The 20,101-nt window shown below is 45.2% G+C and carries 13 protein-coding genes; 5 read left to right on the plus strand and 8 right to left on the minus strand.

All coding sequences use genetic code 11. The annotated features are described in order from the left end of the window. The gene (locus tag OCU36_RS16390; RefSeq protein WP_261840596.1) at nt 1-603 is read left to right on the plus strand and encodes a response regulator transcription factor; all 603 of its coding nucleotides are present in this window, start codon (nt 1-3) and stop codon (nt 601-603) included. Nucleotides 604-911: 308 nt separating this feature from the next. Further along, nucleotides 912-2,162 (plus strand): tetratricopeptide repeat protein, encoded by a 1,251-nt coding sequence (locus OCU36_RS16395; protein WP_261840597.1) that lies wholly within the window; start codon nt 912-914, stop codon nt 2,160-2,162. Between the two features lie 119 nt (nt 2,163-2,281). Here OCU36_RS16395 and sstT read toward each other — a convergent pair whose 3' ends face one another. The 6 genes from sstT to malT form a co-directional block, all read right to left on the minus strand. Continuing rightward, nucleotides 2,282-3,499: a serine/threonine transporter SstT gene (gene sstT, locus OCU36_RS16400; RefSeq protein ID WP_261840598.1), complete on the minus strand. Its 1,218-nt coding sequence runs from the start codon at nt 3,497-3,499 to the stop codon at nt 2,282-2,284. Between the two features lie 527 nt (nt 3,500-4,026). Then, nucleotides 4,027-4,485, minus strand: a complete 459-nt coding sequence (locus tag OCU36_RS16405; RefSeq protein ID WP_261840599.1) for a copper chaperone PCu(A)C — start codon at nt 4,483-4,485, stop codon at nt 4,027-4,029. An 88-nt stretch (nt 4,486-4,573) separates the two neighbouring features. Beyond that, the gene (locus OCU36_RS16410) at nt 4,574-5,185 is read right to left on the minus strand and encodes an SCO family protein (RefSeq protein ID WP_261840600.1); all 612 of its coding nucleotides are present in this window, start codon (nt 5,183-5,185) and stop codon (nt 4,574-4,576) included. Next, the gene (locus OCU36_RS16415) at nt 5,182-5,622 is read right to left on the minus strand and encodes a hypothetical protein (protein WP_261840601.1); all 441 of its coding nucleotides are present in this window, start codon (nt 5,620-5,622) and stop codon (nt 5,182-5,184) included. Before OCU36_RS16415 ends, OCU36_RS16410 begins: the two co-directional genes overlap by 4 nt. A 202-nt stretch (nt 5,623-5,824) precedes the next feature. Next, nucleotides 5,825-6,745, minus strand: coding sequence for a DUF368 domain-containing protein (locus OCU36_RS16420; protein WP_261840602.1), 921 nt, complete (start codon nt 6,743-6,745; stop codon nt 5,825-5,827). Nucleotides 6,746-6,976: 231 nt separating this feature from the next. Next, nucleotides 6,977-9,685 carry an HTH-type transcriptional regulator MalT gene (malT, locus tag OCU36_RS16425; protein WP_261840603.1) on the minus strand — a complete coding sequence of 903 codons (2,709 nt, stop codon included), beginning with the start codon at nt 9,683-9,685 and terminating at the stop codon, nt 6,977-6,979. A 567-nt stretch (nt 9,686-10,252) separates the two neighbouring features. Between malT and OCU36_RS16430 the strand changes: the two genes are divergently transcribed. The 3 genes from OCU36_RS16430 (at nt 10,253) to glgB (ending at nt 17,430) form a co-directional block, all read left to right on the plus strand. Then, on the plus strand, nt 10,253-12,706 hold the full coding sequence (locus OCU36_RS16430) for a glycogen/starch/alpha-glucan phosphorylase (protein WP_261840604.1): 2,454 nt from the start codon (nt 10,253-10,255) through the stop codon (nt 12,704-12,706). A gap of 175 nt (nt 12,707-12,881) precedes the next feature. Further along, on the plus strand, nt 12,882-15,062 hold the full coding sequence (gene malQ, locus OCU36_RS16435) for a 4-alpha-glucanotransferase (RefSeq protein ID WP_261840605.1): 2,181 nt from the start codon (nt 12,882-12,884) through the stop codon (nt 15,060-15,062). Nucleotides 15,063-15,237: 175 nt separating this feature from the next. Continuing rightward, a complete protein-coding gene (gene glgB / locus OCU36_RS16440) occupies nt 15,238-17,430 on the plus strand; it encodes a 1,4-alpha-glucan branching protein GlgB (protein ID WP_261840606.1) in 2,193 nt (730 codons plus the stop codon). A 140-nt stretch (nt 17,431-17,570) separates the two neighbouring features. Here glgB and OCU36_RS16445 read toward each other — a convergent pair whose 3' ends face one another. Both OCU36_RS16445 and OCU36_RS16450 read right to left on the minus strand, forming a co-directional pair. Continuing rightward, nucleotides 17,571-18,410: an energy-coupling factor transporter transmembrane component T family protein gene (locus OCU36_RS16445; protein WP_261840607.1), complete on the minus strand. Its 840-nt coding sequence runs from the start codon at nt 18,408-18,410 to the stop codon at nt 17,571-17,573. After that, nucleotides 18,407-20,101, minus strand: coding sequence for an ABC transporter ATP-binding protein (locus tag OCU36_RS16450; RefSeq protein WP_261840608.1), 1,695 nt, complete (start codon nt 20,099-20,101; stop codon nt 18,407-18,409). The genes OCU36_RS16445 and OCU36_RS16450 overlap by 4 nt, the downstream gene beginning before the upstream one ends.

Below are 20,101 nucleotides of genomic sequence, written 5' to 3' on the forward strand. Positions count from 1 at the left end.
ATGTCTGAACGCCATCAAAGGCTTCCTGTCTACGTGGTTGATGACGATGAGTCGATGCGCGACTCGTTGGTGTTCCTATTAGAAGAACATGATTTCACCGTGTCAGCTTTTGAAGATGGCCTGAGTTTTTTGGATTCAGTGGATTTGAGTGTGCCGGGGTGTGTGGTGTTAGACAGCCGAATGCCAGAGATGAGAGGCCAGCAAGTTCATGAGTTAATGGTGAAAGCGCAGAGCCCACTGTCGGTGATTTACCTGACAGGCCATGGTGATGTGCCAATGGCGGTCGAAGCCTTACAAGCCGGCGCGGTGAATTTCTTTCAAAAGCCAGTTAAAGGTCGCGAGTTAGCTGAGGCAATCAAGCAAGGGTTAAAGGCTTCGGAAAAGCGCCTACATCTGAACGTGTACCGACAAGCATATGCATCGTTGACCACACGTGAGATAGATATTCTTAAGCAGATCATAGATGGCAAGCGTAACCAAAAGATCGCCGATGAATTATGCATTGCAATGAGAACAGTGGAAGTACACCGAGCCAGTTTGATGAAGAAATTCTCGGCTAAAACGGTCGCTGAGCTTGCTTATGTATATGGTCAATTGACGTAACGATAGTCGGGCGATATTCCTGATAGGAAAACACCGATGTGACTGCTGACTTCTAGGGGGCTGATAAAAGGAACGCTTCATAATTTGTCGGTATTGAAGCAAGATCACACCGTCTATGAGTTGCTGCCCCTAGGCGACTTATCGCAATGTAATCTTGAGATACTGAACGACGGTCATTTTAGGACGGAACGCATTCATCACGGCGCTTCTCCTTGTTATTCGAAACACAACATTCACTAAGGGTTGAACATTCTCTCTGCGTTGAGTCTGGTATCAGCCGAATTAGGTTAAAATATTTTATGAGTACAATGGGAATTGCAATTAGTGCCGCGGCTCTTTCGTTAATACTTGTGGCGGTTTGGCTAGTTTCTTTATCGCTAAAAAAGCAGCGCTTGGAACAAGAACGTAAAGCGCGGGCCGACAGTTATCGAAAAGCGATTGAAAAAGCGCGTATTCAAGAGCAAAAAGAACGCCACTTTAAAGCTGAAACCGGACATGTACCGTCGATTCTGTATTTAGCAAAAGAAGCTGAACGTAACAATATTAAGGAAGCTCTGTATTGGTACGACAAAGCGGCACAACTCGATAATATCAATGGTATGTATGGCATTGTGCGCCTGAGTATGAAACGCCAAGATGATCTCGTACTTAGAGAAAAAGCCTGTTTTTGGAAGATTGCGATATCGGCATTGGATAACGATTTGGGTGCGAAGTTTGAGATGGGTAAAGCGCTGGTGCTTGGCCTTGGTACCGATAAAAACATCCTGAAAGGGTATACCTACATTGAAGAATCTGCGATTGGTGGCAATACCGAAGCGATGCTCTATATGGGGGAATGGTGCTTAAACAAAGAAAATCCGGACTATTCAGCTGAAAGTTCAGTTGAGTGGTACCATAAAGCCGCGAAAAATAACAACCTAAATGGCAACATAAAACTGGGTATGAGTTATTTAAACGGTGTTGGTGTTGAGGCTAATCACGGTGAAGCGGTGTATTGGTTTGAAACGGCCGCTGAAAAAAATAATGCAGAAGCGATGTTTTTAGCGGGCGAAGCTTGGATAGATCATGGCGAACAGGGTAATACTATTGCCTATATCTGGCTGTTTTTATCAGCTCATTTTGGTTACACCGATGCCAAACCATTGCGAGACAAAGTCGGCGGCGTACTTGGTGTGGATACGATAGTAGGATTACAAGCTCTGACTAAGCCAATAATGAATAAGTTGACTCAAGGAGCCATCACTAAACACTCGATCATTAAAGCACTCAACAAGCTCTATAAGCGTCATGTTCCTATTCCCAAGAAGGAGTGTGACATTTCAGATGAAAATTGTGATGAATTCAGTGTCGAGAGCCATGGTCTAAACCGATCATCGGCGAGTGAGCCTGATTCGAAATTCGATTACAGTCAGCAGGCGAGAGCTAGCCAAGAGAGTGATACGACAAAGCAAGACAACACCCCAGAGACAAATTCAACGGATAAGCCGACAAATGTGAACCGTGGTGCTTTGGACTTTAGTCAGGCGACGGTTGAACCCAGTTGGAAAAATAACCACTAATATCGGGTTAGATTATTGATAAATAGATGATCTTTGAGTGATTGACGGTCTTTAGAAGTTCACAATAGAAAAAGGGAAGCGGAGGCTTCCCTTTTTTGTATGTGATTAACTGTTAAAGCTTATTGAGCTTTGTTTTGATTCGCTTGGCAAACTGCAGCTGTGAAGACAACGTCAGTTGAGCTGTTAAGTGCTGTTTCTGCTGAATCTTGAATTACACCGATAATGAAACCAACGGCTACCACTTGCATCGCGACATCGTTTGAGATGCCGAATAGGCCACATGCGAGTGGAATTAATAGAAGTGAACCGCCTGCAACACCCGATGCCCCACATGCTGAAATTGCAGCAACAAGGCTTAGTAGAATGGCAGTGAAGATATCAATCTCAATCCCCATCGTGTGTACGGCAGCCAGTGTTAACACTGTGATAGTGATAGCAGCACCCGCCATGTTGATCGTTGCACCTAGAGGGATAGATACCGAGTAAGTATCTTCGTCTAGTTTTAGCTTTTTACAAAGGTTCATATTCACTGGAATATTTGCAGCGCTTGAACGGGTGAAGAAAGCGGTTACACCAGATTCACGGAGACACTGAAGTACCAGTGGGTATGGGTTCTGTTTTGTCTTTATAAAGACAAGCAGTGGGTTAACCACAAGGGCTATGATCAGCATTGAACTGAGCAGAACCGCTAATAGTTGACCGTAGCTCGCAAGAGCATCAAAACCGGTTGTTGCGAATGTCATCGAAACAAGACCAAAGATACCGAATGGTGCAAGACGAATAATGAAGCGAACAATGTGTGACACACTGTGGCTTAGGTCTTCGAAAACCGCTTTGGTGGTTGCTGATGCGTGGTGCAGCGCCAGACCAAGGCCGATAGCCCAAGCAAGAATACCGATGTAGTTCGCATTCATTAGCGCACTCACAGGGTTATCAACAAGTTTGAATAGAAGGGTATGGATTACTTCAGCAATACCTTGAGGAGGGTGAGCGCCTTCTGCACCAGCAACCAGTGTCAAAGTGGTTGGGAACATGAAGCTCAGTACTACAGCAGTCAGTGCTGCAGAGAACGTACCAATCAGGTAAAGCACAATGATTGGTCGCATATGAGTATGCTGACCCTTCTTTTGGTTTGCGATAGAAGCCGCAACAAGAATGAAGACTAAAATGGGGGCAACCGCTTTCAGAGCGCCAACAAACAGACTACCTAGTAGGCCTGCATCTTGAGCTGCTGAAGGAGAAACCATGGCGAGAATGACACCGAAAACAATACCAGCAAGGATCTGTAGAACGAGATTTCCACGAGCGATGCGGGCGAGCATGTTGTGATTTTGCATAAAATACCTGCAATTGTTAATTTATTATAGTGATGTATCTTTTTATAAAGTGATACTCAATCCAACTATATATTAGCGGAATGGGCGGTTATATTATCGGGATCTACTGGGGTGTCTAGGAATAGTTTACATTTAGGGTGATTGTTTGCGCTATGTGGTGCTTTTGGAGCTAAATGTTAATTTTTTGTGGGGCGAATGGGGTATAAATTCGTGTGATAATACTCTGTCGGCTCAATGTTCTGATGAAGGTGAGCTTAGAATCGATTTACAACATCATTATGCGCGAAATGCGGTTATCAAGATCAAGCTGAACCCCGAAAGCACTAAGCTTTATCGGTTATAAATGAATAAAGCGAATGAGCCTGAGTCGAATTTAATATAGATAGGGCTCTAGAGAGCGTCATGTGTTATTGGGTAGGCAAGCAGTGTTCATTGATCAAACAATAGTAAACCGGGTAAAAATATACGCTAGCCACGATGGTAAGAAATCATCGTGGCTGACATGATTTTATCATTTATGAACAGGATTAATGATGGTTGTGATTCATCTTTTTCATACCGCTCATTACTTTTTTCACGGGTGCATCAAAGGTCTGTGTTTCACCGTTTGCGAAGGTCAGTGTCACTTCGATTTGCTCACCTTCTTTTAGGCTGCTGTTTAGATTGAACAACATGATGTGTAGGCTACCTGGTTTAAGTACCGCTTCACCATTCGCAGGAATAGTGATCTCTTGAACTTGGCGCATCTTCATTATATCGCCGTCGACGATAACATCGTGAAGCTCTACCTTTCCTGCCGCAGGCGTCGTTGCAGAAACGATAGCGCGATCTTTGTTGCTGTGGTTGACTAAGGTCGTGAATACTGCGCTGTTCACTGCTGAAGGCGGTGTTGCACGTGCATATGCGTCATGAATCAGAATGTCGTTATTCGCTTGAGCAAGAGGAGTGAGTAATAAGCCAGCGAGAGCCAATGCTTTTAACTTCATGTTGTTGTCCTTAATTGTTATGTTGTTGGTCTGGGAGCTGACTTTTTTCGAATTTTATTCATTAAGTTTTTTAATTTTCTATACGTTCTCAGCCGTTGGTGGTTTCGTGCGTTAATCTGTTGATGGCTTCAACAATTGGCGCTGGCGTTAACGTATGCGGCACTTTGGTTATCAGCGTGCCATCGGGCTTTAAAAAATAAAAATATGAGCTGTGATCTAAGGTGTATTCCAACTCTGAACCTTCAAGTTTGGTCTTTCTGAAAATCACCCCATAGTTATGTGCAAGCGTTGTTGTCACCTCTAACGGGCCACTCAATCCTTCCATCATTGGGTGGAAATATTGTGCATATTCGTAGGAGGCTTGCGCAGCATCACGTTCAGGGTCAAGAGAGACAAAAATTGGGCGGATTTTTGCTTTTGCTTCATCAGAGACTTGGTTAAGCGCCCCGGCTAACATCGCTAAAGAGGTCGGACAGACATCAGGGCAACGTGTGAAACCGAAATAGACGATACGAATTCTGTCATCATTGCCATCAAAGATTTTTGTTGGTTGGTTATCTTTACCGAAAAGGGTCGTTTCAGATAATTGTTGCTTTGCAGCGTGTTGTTTTTGAGTTTCGTATTGACCATCAAGATAGCTTTTAATGCCAAAGCCAAGTACAAACGCGACCACTAATGCTAACGACCAATTTTTACTCATCTTGCCATCCTTATTGCAGGGTTTACGGTTTTAACGCCATCGGTGAGTTCACCGAGCCAAGTCATTGTATTCATGGTACACGCAGGCAAAATGACGTCACCCTCATAGATATTATTCCCAATGTTTTTCAATTGAAAACGGGCGGATCCCATGTCCATTTCTAAGCCAGTAAGTGACAGCATTAATGTGTCAGAGGCTGCATCATCCCAAATGACGTTGACTTTGGTTGGGACCAGAGGTTGAGCGGTCTCATGTTCAAGAGTCATAGCAACCGCGTTTTGTTCGCAAGACGCAGTGGAAAGCATGCAGTAGTCATCTAAGTTAACGTCAACAGAAGCATGCGCCATGGCGGATTTTAATTGCTGAATGGCTTGTGGCCCATAAAAGCCAGCCACGAGAGCAATACCAAGAGTCGCAACCTTTAATGCAGAGTGCATGTCGTGTTCTCATCGAATGTTATAACAGCAGCGATGTTATCACACCCCTCAATACGAGCTTGTATCAAAAAGCAATTTTGTGCGTATCGTAGAATTAAAAAAGCGAAGCCTTAGGCTTCGCTTTTGTCTGTGCAATAGGGATAGAACTTAGTCTTTCTAAGTTCTATCCGCTCTAAACGCTTTTCAGCAGTTCGCTGAATGGTTAGTCAGCGTTGCGCTCTGCAAATTTCTCTAGCCCTAGGACTAGAACGATCGCGGCCAACATCATCACAATAGCAAGTGCAAGTTGAGATGGCTGAGCGGTCACTGTTTCGAAATTGAATGGCGACAGATTGTGTTGAAGTAGGGGAACCTGTTCACCTTTTGAATTGATGTGCCAGCTTATGGTTTCTTTCCAAGGCCAAATCTTAGGTAGCGTACCTATCATCAAACCCGTTAAGAACACCAATGTGAAATCGCGGAATGAGCGCAATAGCCAAGAGAGCACGTGTGAGAAAGTCAGTAGACCGATCACACAACCGACGAGGAAGAGCGCAAGCACATCTATCTGAAACCCTTTAACGGCGCCAAGAACGGGGCCATACATACCTATTAGCAAGAGAATAAAGCTACCGGAGATGCCAGGTAAAATCATGGCACATATCGCAATGGCACCGGCAATGAGCAAATTAATGCTGGTTGGCTCCATTTGTAGGGGCTTAATCACGGTAATGCTATAAGCAAAGGCCATACCAAGCAGTAAAAAGACAAATCGAATCATGTCGCGCTTTTCGACTTGCTTAAGCACATGGAAAACCGACACTAAGATAAGGCCAAAGAAGAAAGACCATAGTGGAATAGGGTGTGTGACCAATAACCAAGAGATCAGCTTTGCAAGCGTTGCAATACTGGTGAAAATACCTGCAAACAGCGAAATTAAGAAAGCTCCGTTGATGTGCTTAAACGCGGCTTTGAAGCCTTCACGTTTCCATAAGCCAAGCAAACTCGGGTTAACTCTTCGAATGCTCTCAAGTAGCGTATCATAGATGCCGGTGATGAATGCGATGGTGCCGCCTGATACGCCAGGGACAACGTCGGCTGCGCCCATGGCGATGCCTTTGAAAAAAGTACTTAAGTAGTTCATGACTTTATAGAGTTGAAGGTGATTTTGTGCAGTATACAAACTTTCGTATAAAAAAAGTATGGATATACTAGGGTCTGTTGACCTTTCGAATAAAATTGAACCACGAAAGATCAACAGACCCTAGCGAGAAAGCGCTTTTATTTTTTCCGTTTTTTCTTCTCGAAGCTACCAACGAAAAAAGCGAGCCACTACCCGTGACTCGCTCCGGTTCGTCTTAAATTTGAACGGGTCTTAGTATCCCATTAATTGCAGTAAGTTCTTAGCGGTATTGATGGCTTCTTTACGGTTGGCAATGTTCAGCTTTTGATAAAGGTTCCGAATGTGAGTCTTGATTGTTGTCCCTGCGACATCCAACTCTTGAGCGATCTGCTCGTTACTAAAACCTGAGTAAATTAATCCGAGCACTTGCCATTCTCGCTGGGTGAGTGGGCTAGTGCGCACAAGCTCAGGGATGTTGGGGTGATTAACCAGATTCTCAACAAAATCTTCGTCAAAGTGAATCGAACGGCTACGCTGAGTTGTTGAGATGTCTTTCATGATTTGTTGAGCGCGGTGACGCTCTAAATCGCCTAAACCCGGTTTATTACTCAGTTTGTCTACGATATGACCAATAATGCTACCGTCGATTAAAAAGTTACCGACCATGCCCGTTTGATTGGTCATATGCAGCGCTTCTTCAAGTAACACTCGCGCACTGTCTTCGTCGTTCGTTTGGGTGCGCAGCACCGCTTCAACAATTAAGTTTCGGTTAGTGTCAGTGACAAGGTGAGACCGTTGAGCTTCGCTTTTTAAGAACGTTAATGCTTCCTCTGCGTCTTCGTATTGCTCTAAGATGATGTGAGCACGAACAATATTTCTCCATTGCAGCTGGCAGAAGTGGTTACTGGCTGATTCCGGCCGAACCGCTACATTTAGCCAATCATGGATAGCATCTTTATCGCCTGTTATTTGCCAAAAAAGTATCAAAGAAAGAGAAGCGTTTGCTGTCCAATCAACGTGGTAAGTGGACTGGCGTAACAAGTGTTGAATCTGGTCGATAAATTTCGACGCTTTATCAATTTCGCCACGGCTTAGTGCGAGTCGAGCCAGCATTGAGTAGCTGTGTAAGTGCTTACTTGGGGAGTGATGGCCAAGGATATCTAAGCCTTTGTAACAACACTCTTCCGCTTCATCTAATCGGTTCCAACACCAGAAGATCTGAGCTCGAACACGAAGCAAAAATTCGTGTAAAGGTACGTATTGAAGTTGATGCTCTTCAATCAATTTAAACGCGCTATCTTGCAGCTCGAATGCCGCCTGAACATAACCTTGAGCAATTAGAATTTCACTCTGTTGCAGAATCGCCCACAGCGCTTGATGGTAAACCTGATGCTGACGTGCCAGCTTTTCAGTCTGTTGCATCATTGGCAAAGCACGGCTTAGATTACCTATCACGTGGTTGACTTCGCCAACAACGGAGGTGGCTACAATTCGGCTGCGGTATACGGTGGTATTGAGTTGGCTCAGTGCAAGCTCTGCTAACTCTAGTGCCTTTTCAGGTTCATTGTTGTTGATCGCCACTTGTGCGCGCAGGGCGTTGTATTGACCCTGTTGTTGAGTATCCAATTCGATGTTTCGAGCTTGAAACTGCGTTTCGGCTTCTTCTAATAGCGTACCCACTTGATTATAGCGGTGCTGACTTTGTGCAAGCCATGCGCGTAGCATGGATAACTTTGGATCACTGTATAGTTGATCCGTTGTTAACTGTTTGATGGCCATTTCTAACGATGAAAGCTCGCCTTGGTTGAACATTTGCCACCCATGTTCACTCAGGATTTGAATAATCAATTGTGGGTCGTCAGCGCGCTGGGCGTGTCGCAGTGCTTGATGAGGCGTTTTTTGTTTAATCCATGCTTTCGCCGCACTTCGGTGCAATTCGGCTTCTTGTTGAGGAATTCGAGCCTGACGCTCGTGCGCTAAAAACTCGCCGAACAGATTATGGAAGCGGTACCAGTTTTTTTCGCCCTCTAGCGGGTAGATGAACAGACCGAAGCGATTGAGTGACTCGATCATTCCGAGCGCATCTTCACGCTGTGTCAGCGCACTGGCGAGTTCGTCATTGAAGTGGTCGAGCACAGAACATTGCATCAAGAACTGTCGTGTTTCAGAGTCTAAAAGGTCGAACACTTCTTCAACTAAATAATCCCAAAGGTGAGCATGGTTAAAAGTTGAGAACGACTCTGCTGACTGGGCAAGGGTGCGTTTTTGATGTTGTGCTTGCAGCGCAATCAGTTGCATTGCAGAAGGCCACCCCTCTACATAAGTACAAATGCTATCCGCCGTGACGTCATCAATGCCATCGGTCACGCGTTGATTGAAAAAGCGCGTGGTCTCTTCGGTATCAAAAGCTAACGAATCGTTACCTAACTCAATCATTAAGTCTCGAACTCGAAGGTTAGCGGTACCAAGCGGCGGCATACTGCGACTGGTGACGACGACGGTCAGGTTATCGGGCATATGCTTTAGGAAAAAACGCATGGCTTCGTGAATATCGTCATTGTTCACTAAGTGATAGTCATCCAATACCAAGAAACATTCTTGGTGGAATTCAGACATTTCAGCAAACAGTTCACCAAGTAAAGAGTGCAGTGATGAAAACTGGCGATTCTCTGCTAATTTTTGGGTTTTGGGACAGGCGTGTTGAGTCGCTTTGTTCAGTGATTGCAGTAGGTAGTTGAGGAAACGGAATGCATCATTGTCACTTTCATCGATGCTATACCAACCCACATTGGGTTTATCGATTAACCATTGGGCAGCCATGGTGGTTTTACCGTATCCCGCTGGAGAGCGAAACAACACGAGCTTATAACAAGCTGCACCTTGTAGGAGGTCAAGCACTCTTGGGCGCAGTATTGCATTATGTAAGCGGCCGGGACGAGTCAGTTTCGAAGGGATCCACATATCGAAGTCTTTCACCTATTCCATGGCTTATGTTCTGGATTATCCCAATTTATCGTTGAGTGCACTCCAATAACATTAGCCTAATTACTTAAGTCTGCACTCATAGTACGTGACGCAAAGCGATGCAGACTATGATCCTCCTCTGAAACCTTGCACTTCTGCATGTTTTTGGCCCTCTACGCCCTACATTTGTGATTTAAGTCACTTGTCGGGCGATTTTTACCTGTCTTTATCTCCTACTGTGTACGGATTGTTGTGCAAAAAATGAGACGCAGAAAATATTTTCGTGATCTGAATATCAGATTTGGCAATGAGGTTAAATGCGTTCAGTTGACGTCAGATTCAGCCAAGTGACGTTATCGAATGGGAGCTTGTGATCTTAGTCACTTCAAGTTTTTGTTCTCAGGCAGAACATGAGAGTCAGATCACTAACCCAATCGCGTTACGCCCCCTACGCCCTCCCATCTACTCCTAGTCAGTGGCGTTAGCAGGATGATGTTTAGTTTATGGTGACCGTGCACGATATGTCACAGATGAATTAGAACTATTAAAAGCGAGATTTCTGAAATGAAACCAACTCAGCAAAAAACTTTCGATAAAGTGTCATTCCAAGAGAGTGTTAAGAAACATTTATCTGCAACCTACGCCACAACCGTTGAAACAGCAGACAGCCGTTCATGGTATCTAGCAATGGGTCGTGCTCTTGCAGAGCTCACGACTTTTGACCTGCTAGAAACTGAAAATGATGAAAAAATTAAGAACGCGAAAAGCGTTAACTACCTATCTCTAGAGTTTTTGATTGGCCGTTTAACCGGTAACAATCTGATCAGCATGGGTCTGTACGAGCAAATCACTCACGCGATGGAAGAGCTAGGTCAAAACCTAACGGACCTTCTAGAAGAAGAGCGTGACCCATCACTCGGTAATGGTGGTCTTGGTCGTCTAGCGGCTTGTTTCATGGATTCTTGTGCCGCTCAAGAATACCCAACAGTCGGTTACGGTCTTCACTACGAATACGGTCTATTCAAACAATCTTTCCAAGACGGTCGTCAACAAGAAGCACCTGATGCATGGCGTGGTGTGGAAGGTTACCCATGGGAAGTCGCTCGCCCAGAACTCGCACAACACATTGGTTTTTACGGTCATGTAGAAGTTGAATACATCGACGGTAAAGAAGTTCGTATTTGGGTTCCAGGTATGGAAGTGAAAGCAATGCCTTGGGATCTCCCTATCGTAGGTTACGAGTCAAACACGGTTTACCCACTGCGCCTTTGGGAATGTCAGGCAATCGCACCATTCTCACTTGCGAGCTTCAACAACGGTGATTACTTCGAAGCGCAACACTCGCTCATCGATGCAGGTAACATCACTAAGGTTCTGTACCCGAACGACAACCACGAGAAAGGTAAAACTCTGCGTCTAATGCAGCAGTACTTCCACTCAGCAGCGTCGGTTCGCGATATTTTACGTCGTCACGAAGCCGCAGGTTTCTCTCTAGAAGATCTGCCTAAGCAAGAAACGATTCAGCTTAACGATACGCACCCAACGATTGCGATTCCTGAGCTAATGCGCATCTTGATTGACGAGAAAGGTCTATCTTGGGATCAAGCATGGGAAATCAGTGCTCATACGTTCGCCTACACCAACCACACACTACTTCCTGAAGCACTAGAGACTTGGTCTGAATCTCTGATCAAGCGTCTTCTTCCACGTCACATGGAAATCATTTTTGAAATCAACCACCGCTTCATGCAAGAAGTTCGCAAGATGTGGCCGGGTGACGGTGAGAAGCAAGCGAAGCTTTCTATCATCCAAGAAGGTTTCCACCGTATGGTTCGCATGGCAAATCTCTGTGTGATTGGTTCTTACAAAGTAAACGGTGTCGCGGCGCTTCACTCACAACTGGTTAAGAAAGACTTGTTCCCTGAGTTCAACGAAATCTTCCCAGGCAAACTGACTAACGTAACAAACGGCATCACGCCGCGTCGTTGGTTGAAGTTCTGTAACCCAGGTCTATCTACACTAATCACTGGTAAGATCGGTACTGAGTGGCCAGCAAAACTTGAGCAGCTAGAAGGCATCGCTCAGTTTGCAACGGACGCGAAATTCCAAAAAGAATTCATGGCGGTTAAGAAAGAAAACAAACAGCGCCTAGCTGATTGGGTTCAAGAGAACATGGGTATCGAGCTAGATACTAACGCTATCTTTGACGTTCAAATTAAACGTCTTCACGAATACAAGCGTCAGCATCTAGATTTGCTCCACATTCTCTCTCTGTACCACCGTATTCTTAACGAACCGGGTTTTGAGTGTGAGCCACGCGTATGTTTCTTCGCAGCGAAAGCCGCACCGGGTTACCACTTGGCGAAAGAGATCATCTTCGCGGTTAACAAGATTGCAGAGAAGATCAACAACGACCCTCGCATCGGCAACAAACTGAAAGTGGTCTTCATTCCTGACTACCGTGTCAGCATGGCTGAAATCATCATCCCTGCCGCAGACGTTTCTCAGCAAATCTCACTAGCGGGTAAAGAAGCATCAGGTACGGGCAACATGAAGATGGCGTTAAACGGCGCGCTGACTATCGGTACGATGGATGGTGCAAACGTTGAGATTCGTGAAGAAGTGGGTGATGAAAACATCTACATCTTTGGTCTAGACGTTGATGGTGTTCAAGCACTGAAAGCTCAGGGCTACAACCCATACGACTACTACAACGCTGACCCACTATTGAAAGCGTCTCTGGATCTACTGATTGGCGATGAGTTCACTCCAGGTCAACCGGGTCTTCTGCGCGCGACGTTTGATAGCCTGCTTGATGGTGGTGACCCTTACCTATGCCTTGCTGATTTCGCCTCTTACGTGAAAGCGCATGAAGATATGAGCAAGCAATACAAAGACCAAGCGGGTTGGGCTAAGAAAGCGATTCTTAACACCGCGTTGGTCGGTAAATTCACCTCAGACCGTTCAATTCGAGATTACGTGAATAATATTTGGAAACTTGAAGCGGTTAACCGTTAATACTTCCAAAGTAGCCAAGGCAGTGTCTGTCTTGGCTCAATTAGCTTGGCGGCAAATGGATAGGTTGCCTATCACTGGCCACTTTCAAACTGATTGCCACAAGCTAATTGATGAGTAATAGACTAAATAACAACCCTACAAGATTGAAAGCGTCAGAGCGTTTTCGGAGAGAGCGATGAAAGAACAGACCGTATTAAAACAAGTCGCAGAAATGGCACATATTGCCGACAGTTACGTTAGTGCGTGGGGCGATGAAGCACAAGTATCAGACGAAACGATCACGTCGCTACTGGCTTCATTGGGATACGATACGAGCAGCGATGATGCTCTGCTAAAGTCAGCAGAAAGAAAACACAAAAAAGAGGTGCTGGATCCAGTTCTTGTCTTGCGTGATGGTGAGCCAGTAGAAGTGGCGCTAAATTTAGGTGTCAGCGCTCGTGAAAGTGAGTTTAGCTGGTGCTTAGAGACCGAGCAAGGAGAGGTACTTGAAGGCTATCTTCAATCTCAAGTCGTTCGTGACGAGCGTGCCGAGGGTGGCCCTTTAGTGTTTGCACTGCCAGGTGATTTGGCATGGGGTTACCACAAGTTGATAGTCAGCCGTAAACGCCGTAAGAAGCCTTATGAGATGACATTGATTATTACACCAAAGGCGTGTTTTAAGCAGTCACCAATTGAGCAAGGCAAAAAACTATGGGGGCCAAGTGTTCAGCTGTACACACTAAGAACTCAGCATAACTGGGGCGTAGGTGACTTTGGTGATCTAAAACAGCTGGTGGCTGATATCGCCTCTCGTGGTGGTGACTTTGTCGGGCTAAACCCAATTCACTCACTGTTTCCTGCCAATCCAGAAGGCGCGAGCCCATACAGCCCATCTTCACGTCGTTGGTTGAACATTTTATACATTGATGTGAGCTCAGTACCTGAATTTGCATTAAGTGCAGAAGCACAACAAATTGTAGGCAGCGCTGATTTTCAGCTTCGTTTACAAAAAGCTCGCGAAGCGCACTGGGTCAATTATACGGAAGTGTCTGAGCTTAAAATGAGCATCTTACCTCTGTTATTCGCAGAATTTAAGGTCCGCCACCTAAACAAAAATAGTGACCGTGCCCAAGCGTTCTTAGCGTTTGTGGAAGAGGGCGGCGACAGCTTGATGCATCAAGCGGCGTTCGATGCTTTGCATGGTGAATTACATGCTGAAGATTCAGGTATGTGGGGATGGCCGGTATTCCCTGACAAATACCGTACATTCGATAGCACTGCGACACAGAAATACATTAAAGAGAACCTAGAACAAGTGCATCTCTACATGTATCTGCAATGGTTAGCCGATTGCCAGATCAACGATGCACAGTCTCTCGCTGAAGAAAAAGGTATGGCGGTTGGCCTTTACCGAGATCTTGCGGTAGGTGTTGCTGACTCAGGCAGTGAGTCATGGGCTGATGACGGAAACCTAGTGATGGATGCAAGCATTGGCGCTCCACCCGATATTCTTGGTCCTTTAGGACAAAACTGGGGTTTACCGCCACTGAACCCTCAAGTGCTGAAAAACACCAGTTACGACGCTTACATTAAGTTGCTTCGTGCAAACATGAAACATTGTGGTGCGCTGCGTATTGATCATGTTTTAGGTCTACTGAGGTTATGGTGGATTCCTAAAGGTGAAGACGCAACCAAAGGGGCGTACGTCTACTATCCCGTGCAGGATATGTTGTCGATTTTGGCGCTTGAATCTCACCGTTACCAATGTAGCGTTATCGGTGAAGACTTAGGAACTGTGCCGGACGAAATTGTCGATATCCTTGCTGATGCGGGTGTGCACTCTTACAAAGTGTTCTTCTTTGAAACATCAAAAGAAGACGGTGGCTTCATCTCACCTCAGCACTACGCATCACAATCAATGGCAGCATTATGTACTCACGACATGCCAACGCTTCGTGGCTTTTGGCATTGTGATGATTTGAAGATGGGTCAAGAGATTGGCTTATACCCAGATGCTGCACAACTAGACACTCTGTTCGATGACCGCCTTGAATGTAAGCAAGGTATCTTAGATTCAGTGGCATGGCATGGTTTCCTACCGGAAGGGGTTGGTCGTGATGCAAGTCAAGTACCGATGGACTCTTATCTTGCTGAGGCACTTCAACTGCATGTTGCGGCTGGTGGTTCAACTTTATTAAGTGTTCAATTAGAAGATTGGCTTGAGATGGATAAGCCAGTAAACATTCCTGGAACGGTCGATGAGTACCCTAACTGGCGTCGTAAGCTATCAATGAACTTGGATGAAATTTTTGCTCACGAAGGGGTAAACCGTATCGCTTCCAAGCTGACAGAGACTCGAGAAAAAGCCGGTAAATAGTGTCATTGAGTGACTGGAATATAGGTGGCTTTTTGCTTATGGCTTATGAAACTACAACCTCGGTCACTCAATAATGAATGCTCATCTGATAGAATAAATTGTCATAATATTGCCCGCATCAAGAGCGGGCATTTTTGTATTATATTTTTTGAATGTTTGGTTAGGGAGAAAGGTTTTGGAACTAAGTTCGATTTCAAAGCAAAAACAAATATATACCCAACTATCACAGGCTTGCTTCACTGACCCATTTGCGTTTTTAGGTCCTTACTTACCTTCTGATCAAGGTGCATTAAGAGTATGGATTCCCGGGGCAAATAAAGTCGAGTTGATCATTGGAAAGGAACCACGTGTTGAGTTAGTGCGAGAGGGGGAAAGTGGTTTCATCCTTAAGCAAGAAAGAGACTTACGTTACACACACTACAAACTTGCGGTGGATTGGTCCGGTGTCGAACAGATCATCGATGATCCATACCAGTACCATGATCTGTATATGAGTTACGAAGATCTTCATACACCTAAAGAGATGTATCATCACATGGGGGCTCAGTTTATTACGCTAGAGCGTGATGGACAGACGATTTCAGGTACGCGTTTCTTGGTGTACGCACCGCATGCAACTGCGGCAAGCTTGGTGGGTAACTTCAACGCTTGGGATGGTCGCCGCCACCCAATGCAACGCCTAGATTATGGTCTGTGGGGGCTATTCATTCCTGAACTGGAAGAAGGCGCTCAATACAAGTTTGAATTAAAAGGACCACATGGAGAAGGCTTACCGCATAAATCCGACCCATGGGGTTTCTACTCAGAGCAGTACCCTTCATTTTCATCGGTGACTTACGATCATGCTCGCTACCAGTGGCAAGATGCACAGTGGCAAAATCGCCCAGTGACGCAAAAACGTAAAGAAGCACTTTCCTTCTATGAATTACATGCAGGTTCTTGGAAACGTAATGCTGAAGGTGAATTCTTAAATTACCGTGAGCTAGCCGCCGAGTTAATCCCATACTTGACGGATCTTGGCTACACACACGTCGAATTAATGCCGGTTTCAGAACACCCATTCTATGGTTCTTGGGGCTATCAGCCAATTGGTCTTTTTGCGCCAACGAGTCGTTTCGGCTCTCCGGATGACTTCAAATACTTCGTTGACCAATGTCACCAAGCCGGTCTAGGTGTCGTTTTAGATTGGGTTCCTGCCCACTTCCCAAGTGACGATCACGGCTTAGCGAACTTCGATGGTACACCATTATTTCATGATCCAGACCCTCGTCGTGGTTGGCACCAAGATTGGAACTCGTACATTTACGATTTAGGCAAAGAGCATGTTCGTCGTTTTTTGGTTTCTAATGCATTGTACTGGTTCGAGCAATTCCACATTGATGGCATTCGTGTTGATGCAGTCGCTTCGATGTTGTACCTCGATTACTCGCGTAGCCACGATCAATGGATTCCAAATGCAGACGGTGGCAACGAAAACTATGACGCTATCGCGACCCTGAAGTGGATGAACGAAGAAGTTTATAAACACTTCCCGAATGCAATGACGATTGCTGAAGAGTCGACGGCTTTCCCTGGTGTTTCAGCCCCGACTTTTATGGGCGGTTTAGGCTTTGGTTTTAAGTGGAACATGGGCTGGATGCACGATAGCTTGTCTTACATTCAAGAAGACCCAATCAATCGAAAATATCACCACGATACGATTACTTTCCCGTTGGTTTATGCCCATAGTGAGAACTACGTATTGCCTCTGTCTCATGACGAGGTCGTGTACGGTAAGGGGGCAATCCATAATAAGATGCCTGGTGATGAATGGCAGCAAACAGCAAACCTACGTGCTTATATGGGTTATATGTATGCGCAGCCGGGTAAAAAGTTAAACTTCATGGGATCTGAATTTGGTCAGACGGCTGAATGGAACCATGATGATCAATTACAGTGGTTCTTACTCGACTTTGAGCGTCATCAAGGTGTACTGCGCTTAACTAAAGATTTGAATAATCTATACCGTTCTGAAGTCGCGATGCATGATCTTGATTTTGACCCGAACGGTTTTGAGTGGCGGCTACAAGATTCTGCACAAGCGAGCATTTTAGCTCATGAGCGTATCAGTGAATCTGGTGAACGTGTATTGGCTGTATCGAACTTTACGCCTGTGCCTCACGAGCACTTCCGTTTAGGCGTTCCTGCGCAAGGACAATATTCACTGCTGCTTAATACTGACTCGGTTGATTACGCCGGCAGTGGTTTTGAAGTGAAGCCGATTGCAGAGATCGAATCAGTAGAAAGCCAAGGCTTAGGTACTTCTATTGAGCTACGCCTACCACCGTTATCGACGGTTTTTTATAAATTGCACTCGTTTAAAAGCTAAATCAATTCAAAAATTTAATGAATTGAGACCATGAAAAAGGGAGCTTTCGAGCTCCCTTTTTGTATTGCTTGCAAATGTTTATGTCACTTAACCGCGTGGTTTTTGGCTCTCTTATGATTTGGTTATATTATTTTGCCAATCTAAAAAGGGTACCAAAACAGTTGTTCTTCAAGCATCCGCTTTGTGATTGCCGATAAAACGATCAGTGCGATAACCGCTAAACAAACAAAATCGACACGTTTTAAAGGGGCGTAACTGTACCAAGTACGAGCTTTGTGTCGGCCAAAACCACGTAGGGTCATCGCATTTGAGATCTCGTCTGCTCGGTCTAAACTTGAAAAAATCAATGGCCCTAGAATCTTTGCGACGTTTTTAATGCGCGTAATGAGTGGGGCTTTTTTGGACAACTCCACTCCGCGAGCCTGTTGAGCGTGCATGATATTAATGAAGTCTTTTTTTACTTCAGGTAAGTAACGTAGCGTTAAGCTGACCGCATAGGCGATCTTGTATGGGATGCCGATACGATTGAGGCTTGCGGCAAACTCCGTGGGATGTGTTGTGAAGACAAAGATCAACGCAATCGGGAACATACTCATATACTTAAGCGTGACGGTGACTAAGTAAAACAGGGTCTCTTGGCTCAACGAGTAGTTACCCGGTAATGTCAGCAATAAGGTTTCGCTGCCGATGAGCTCTGTCCCTTGCTGTGGAGCCAGCAGATACATGAACAAAGCATTGAGGCTTAATACACTCGCCGTACCTAATAACAAAGGCTTATACACGCGTACTGGCACATTGGTCAGCTTTAACAGATATAAACCAGCCACAATAAGCAACGTAATCAATCTTAGGTCGAACGTCGTTAAGACCACCGTTACCCAAGCTAAGAAGAGGGCAAATTTGGTGATGCCATTGAGAGCGTGCAGCGGTGATTTTGTATCGATGTAATTGATGCCGAACTTTACTTTTGATGCATTCATAGCGAATTTTTCTCGTGGTCGATGAAGTACTGCATGAACGCATTGGTGTCGTCGATTTTCATCATAGTGGCAAGTTCATAAATGCTGGTTGTACAAAGGTTTGCACGCTCTAAAAGCGAGGGTTGGCTAAAGACTTCAGTCATGGCTGCATTGGCGATTAGTTTACTATCTGCGAGCACAATTGAACGTGTGGTGTACTCGAGAACCAGGTGCATGTCGTGTGAGATGATCACCACAGTAATACCCAAATCGCGGTTGAGTTTTTGGATAAACGCCAGCATCGAGGTGTAGTTACGGTAATCTTGACCTGCTGTCGGTTCATCCAAAATAAGAAGCTCAGGCTCCAGCACTAAGATAGACGCGATGGTGACACGTTTTTTCTGACCGTAGCTCAGTGCTTCGATCGGCCAGTGGCGGAACTTGCTCAGCCCACACAACGCCAGAATATGCTCTACTTTTTCTGTGATCAGTTCTTCTGCAATATTGCGGTTACGAAGACCAAAAGCAATCTCATCAAAAATCATATGATGGGAGATCATATGATTGGGGTTCTGCATTACGACACCGACTTTCTGGCTTCTTTCAAAGATAGAAAGTTCAGATAGGTCTTCACCATTTAGATAGGAAGAGCCAGAATCGGCATCGATCACCCCCATGATGAGTTTAGTGATGGTGGATTTACCCGAACCGTTTTTGCCCAGAATCGAAACAAACTCACCTTTGCCAATTTTGAAGCTCACATCTTCAAGTGCGTTCTTCTCGCCGTCGTAAGAATAAGTCAGGCCATGAACTTCGAGTAAAGGTGGATACTGTTTTTCTGCAACAGGGGCGGGGCGCTCAGCAAACCAAGCTTGAACCGCAGGACGGAATCTTTTGTAATCTAACGCCTTGAGGTTTGACAGCTTATCTTCGTTAGTTAGCGGAGCTTTCGCCGCCTTTAACGCCGACAAGTAAAGCGGCTCGCGAATACCGTGTGTGCCAAGTAATTCAGAAGCCAAGATTTCATCGGGTGTGGTGTCTGCGACGATTTCACCGCGTTCCATTAAGATCACGCGGTCAATATTGCGGTGTAGCACATCCTCGAGACGGTGTTCGATAATTACGATGGTCTTGTTGGTTTCTTTATGCAGTTGGTCGATGATCTCAATCGTTGCCTTACCTGTTTTAGGGTCAAGGCTGGCTAGAGGCTCATCAAACAGCAAGATATCAACGTCATCAACTAAGATGCCCGCTAACGATACTCGCTGTTTTTGACCTCCGGAAAGGTCGTGAGGTGAACGCTCAAGCATGTCCGCTAGGTCGACCATTTTTGCCGTCGACTTTACTAACGGGTACATGTCAATGTTCGACATCAACTGATTTTCTAATGCGAAGGCGATGTCTTCACCGATACTCAACCCCACAAACTGGCTGTCAGTATCTTGCAATACCGTACCCACTTGCTCGGTATAATCGTGCATCGAAAACTCAGAGGTATTCCTGCCGCAGATCTCTAAAGAGCCCGTTACCTCACCTTTGATTGCATGAGGTATCAACCCATTGAGACACTGACCAAGAGTCGATTTACCACTACCACTTGGTCCAATAATGACGATTTTCTCTCCTTTCTCTATCCTTAGATTGATATTTTTTAGCGTCGGTTTGTCCAGCGACTCATATCTAAAAGAGAAGTTCGAAAATGCTATAGTCAT

The sequence above is a fragment of the Vibrio artabrorum genome, from assembly GCF_024347295.1.
GTDB lineage: Bacteria > Pseudomonadota > Gammaproteobacteria > Enterobacterales > Vibrionaceae > Vibrio > Vibrio artabrorum.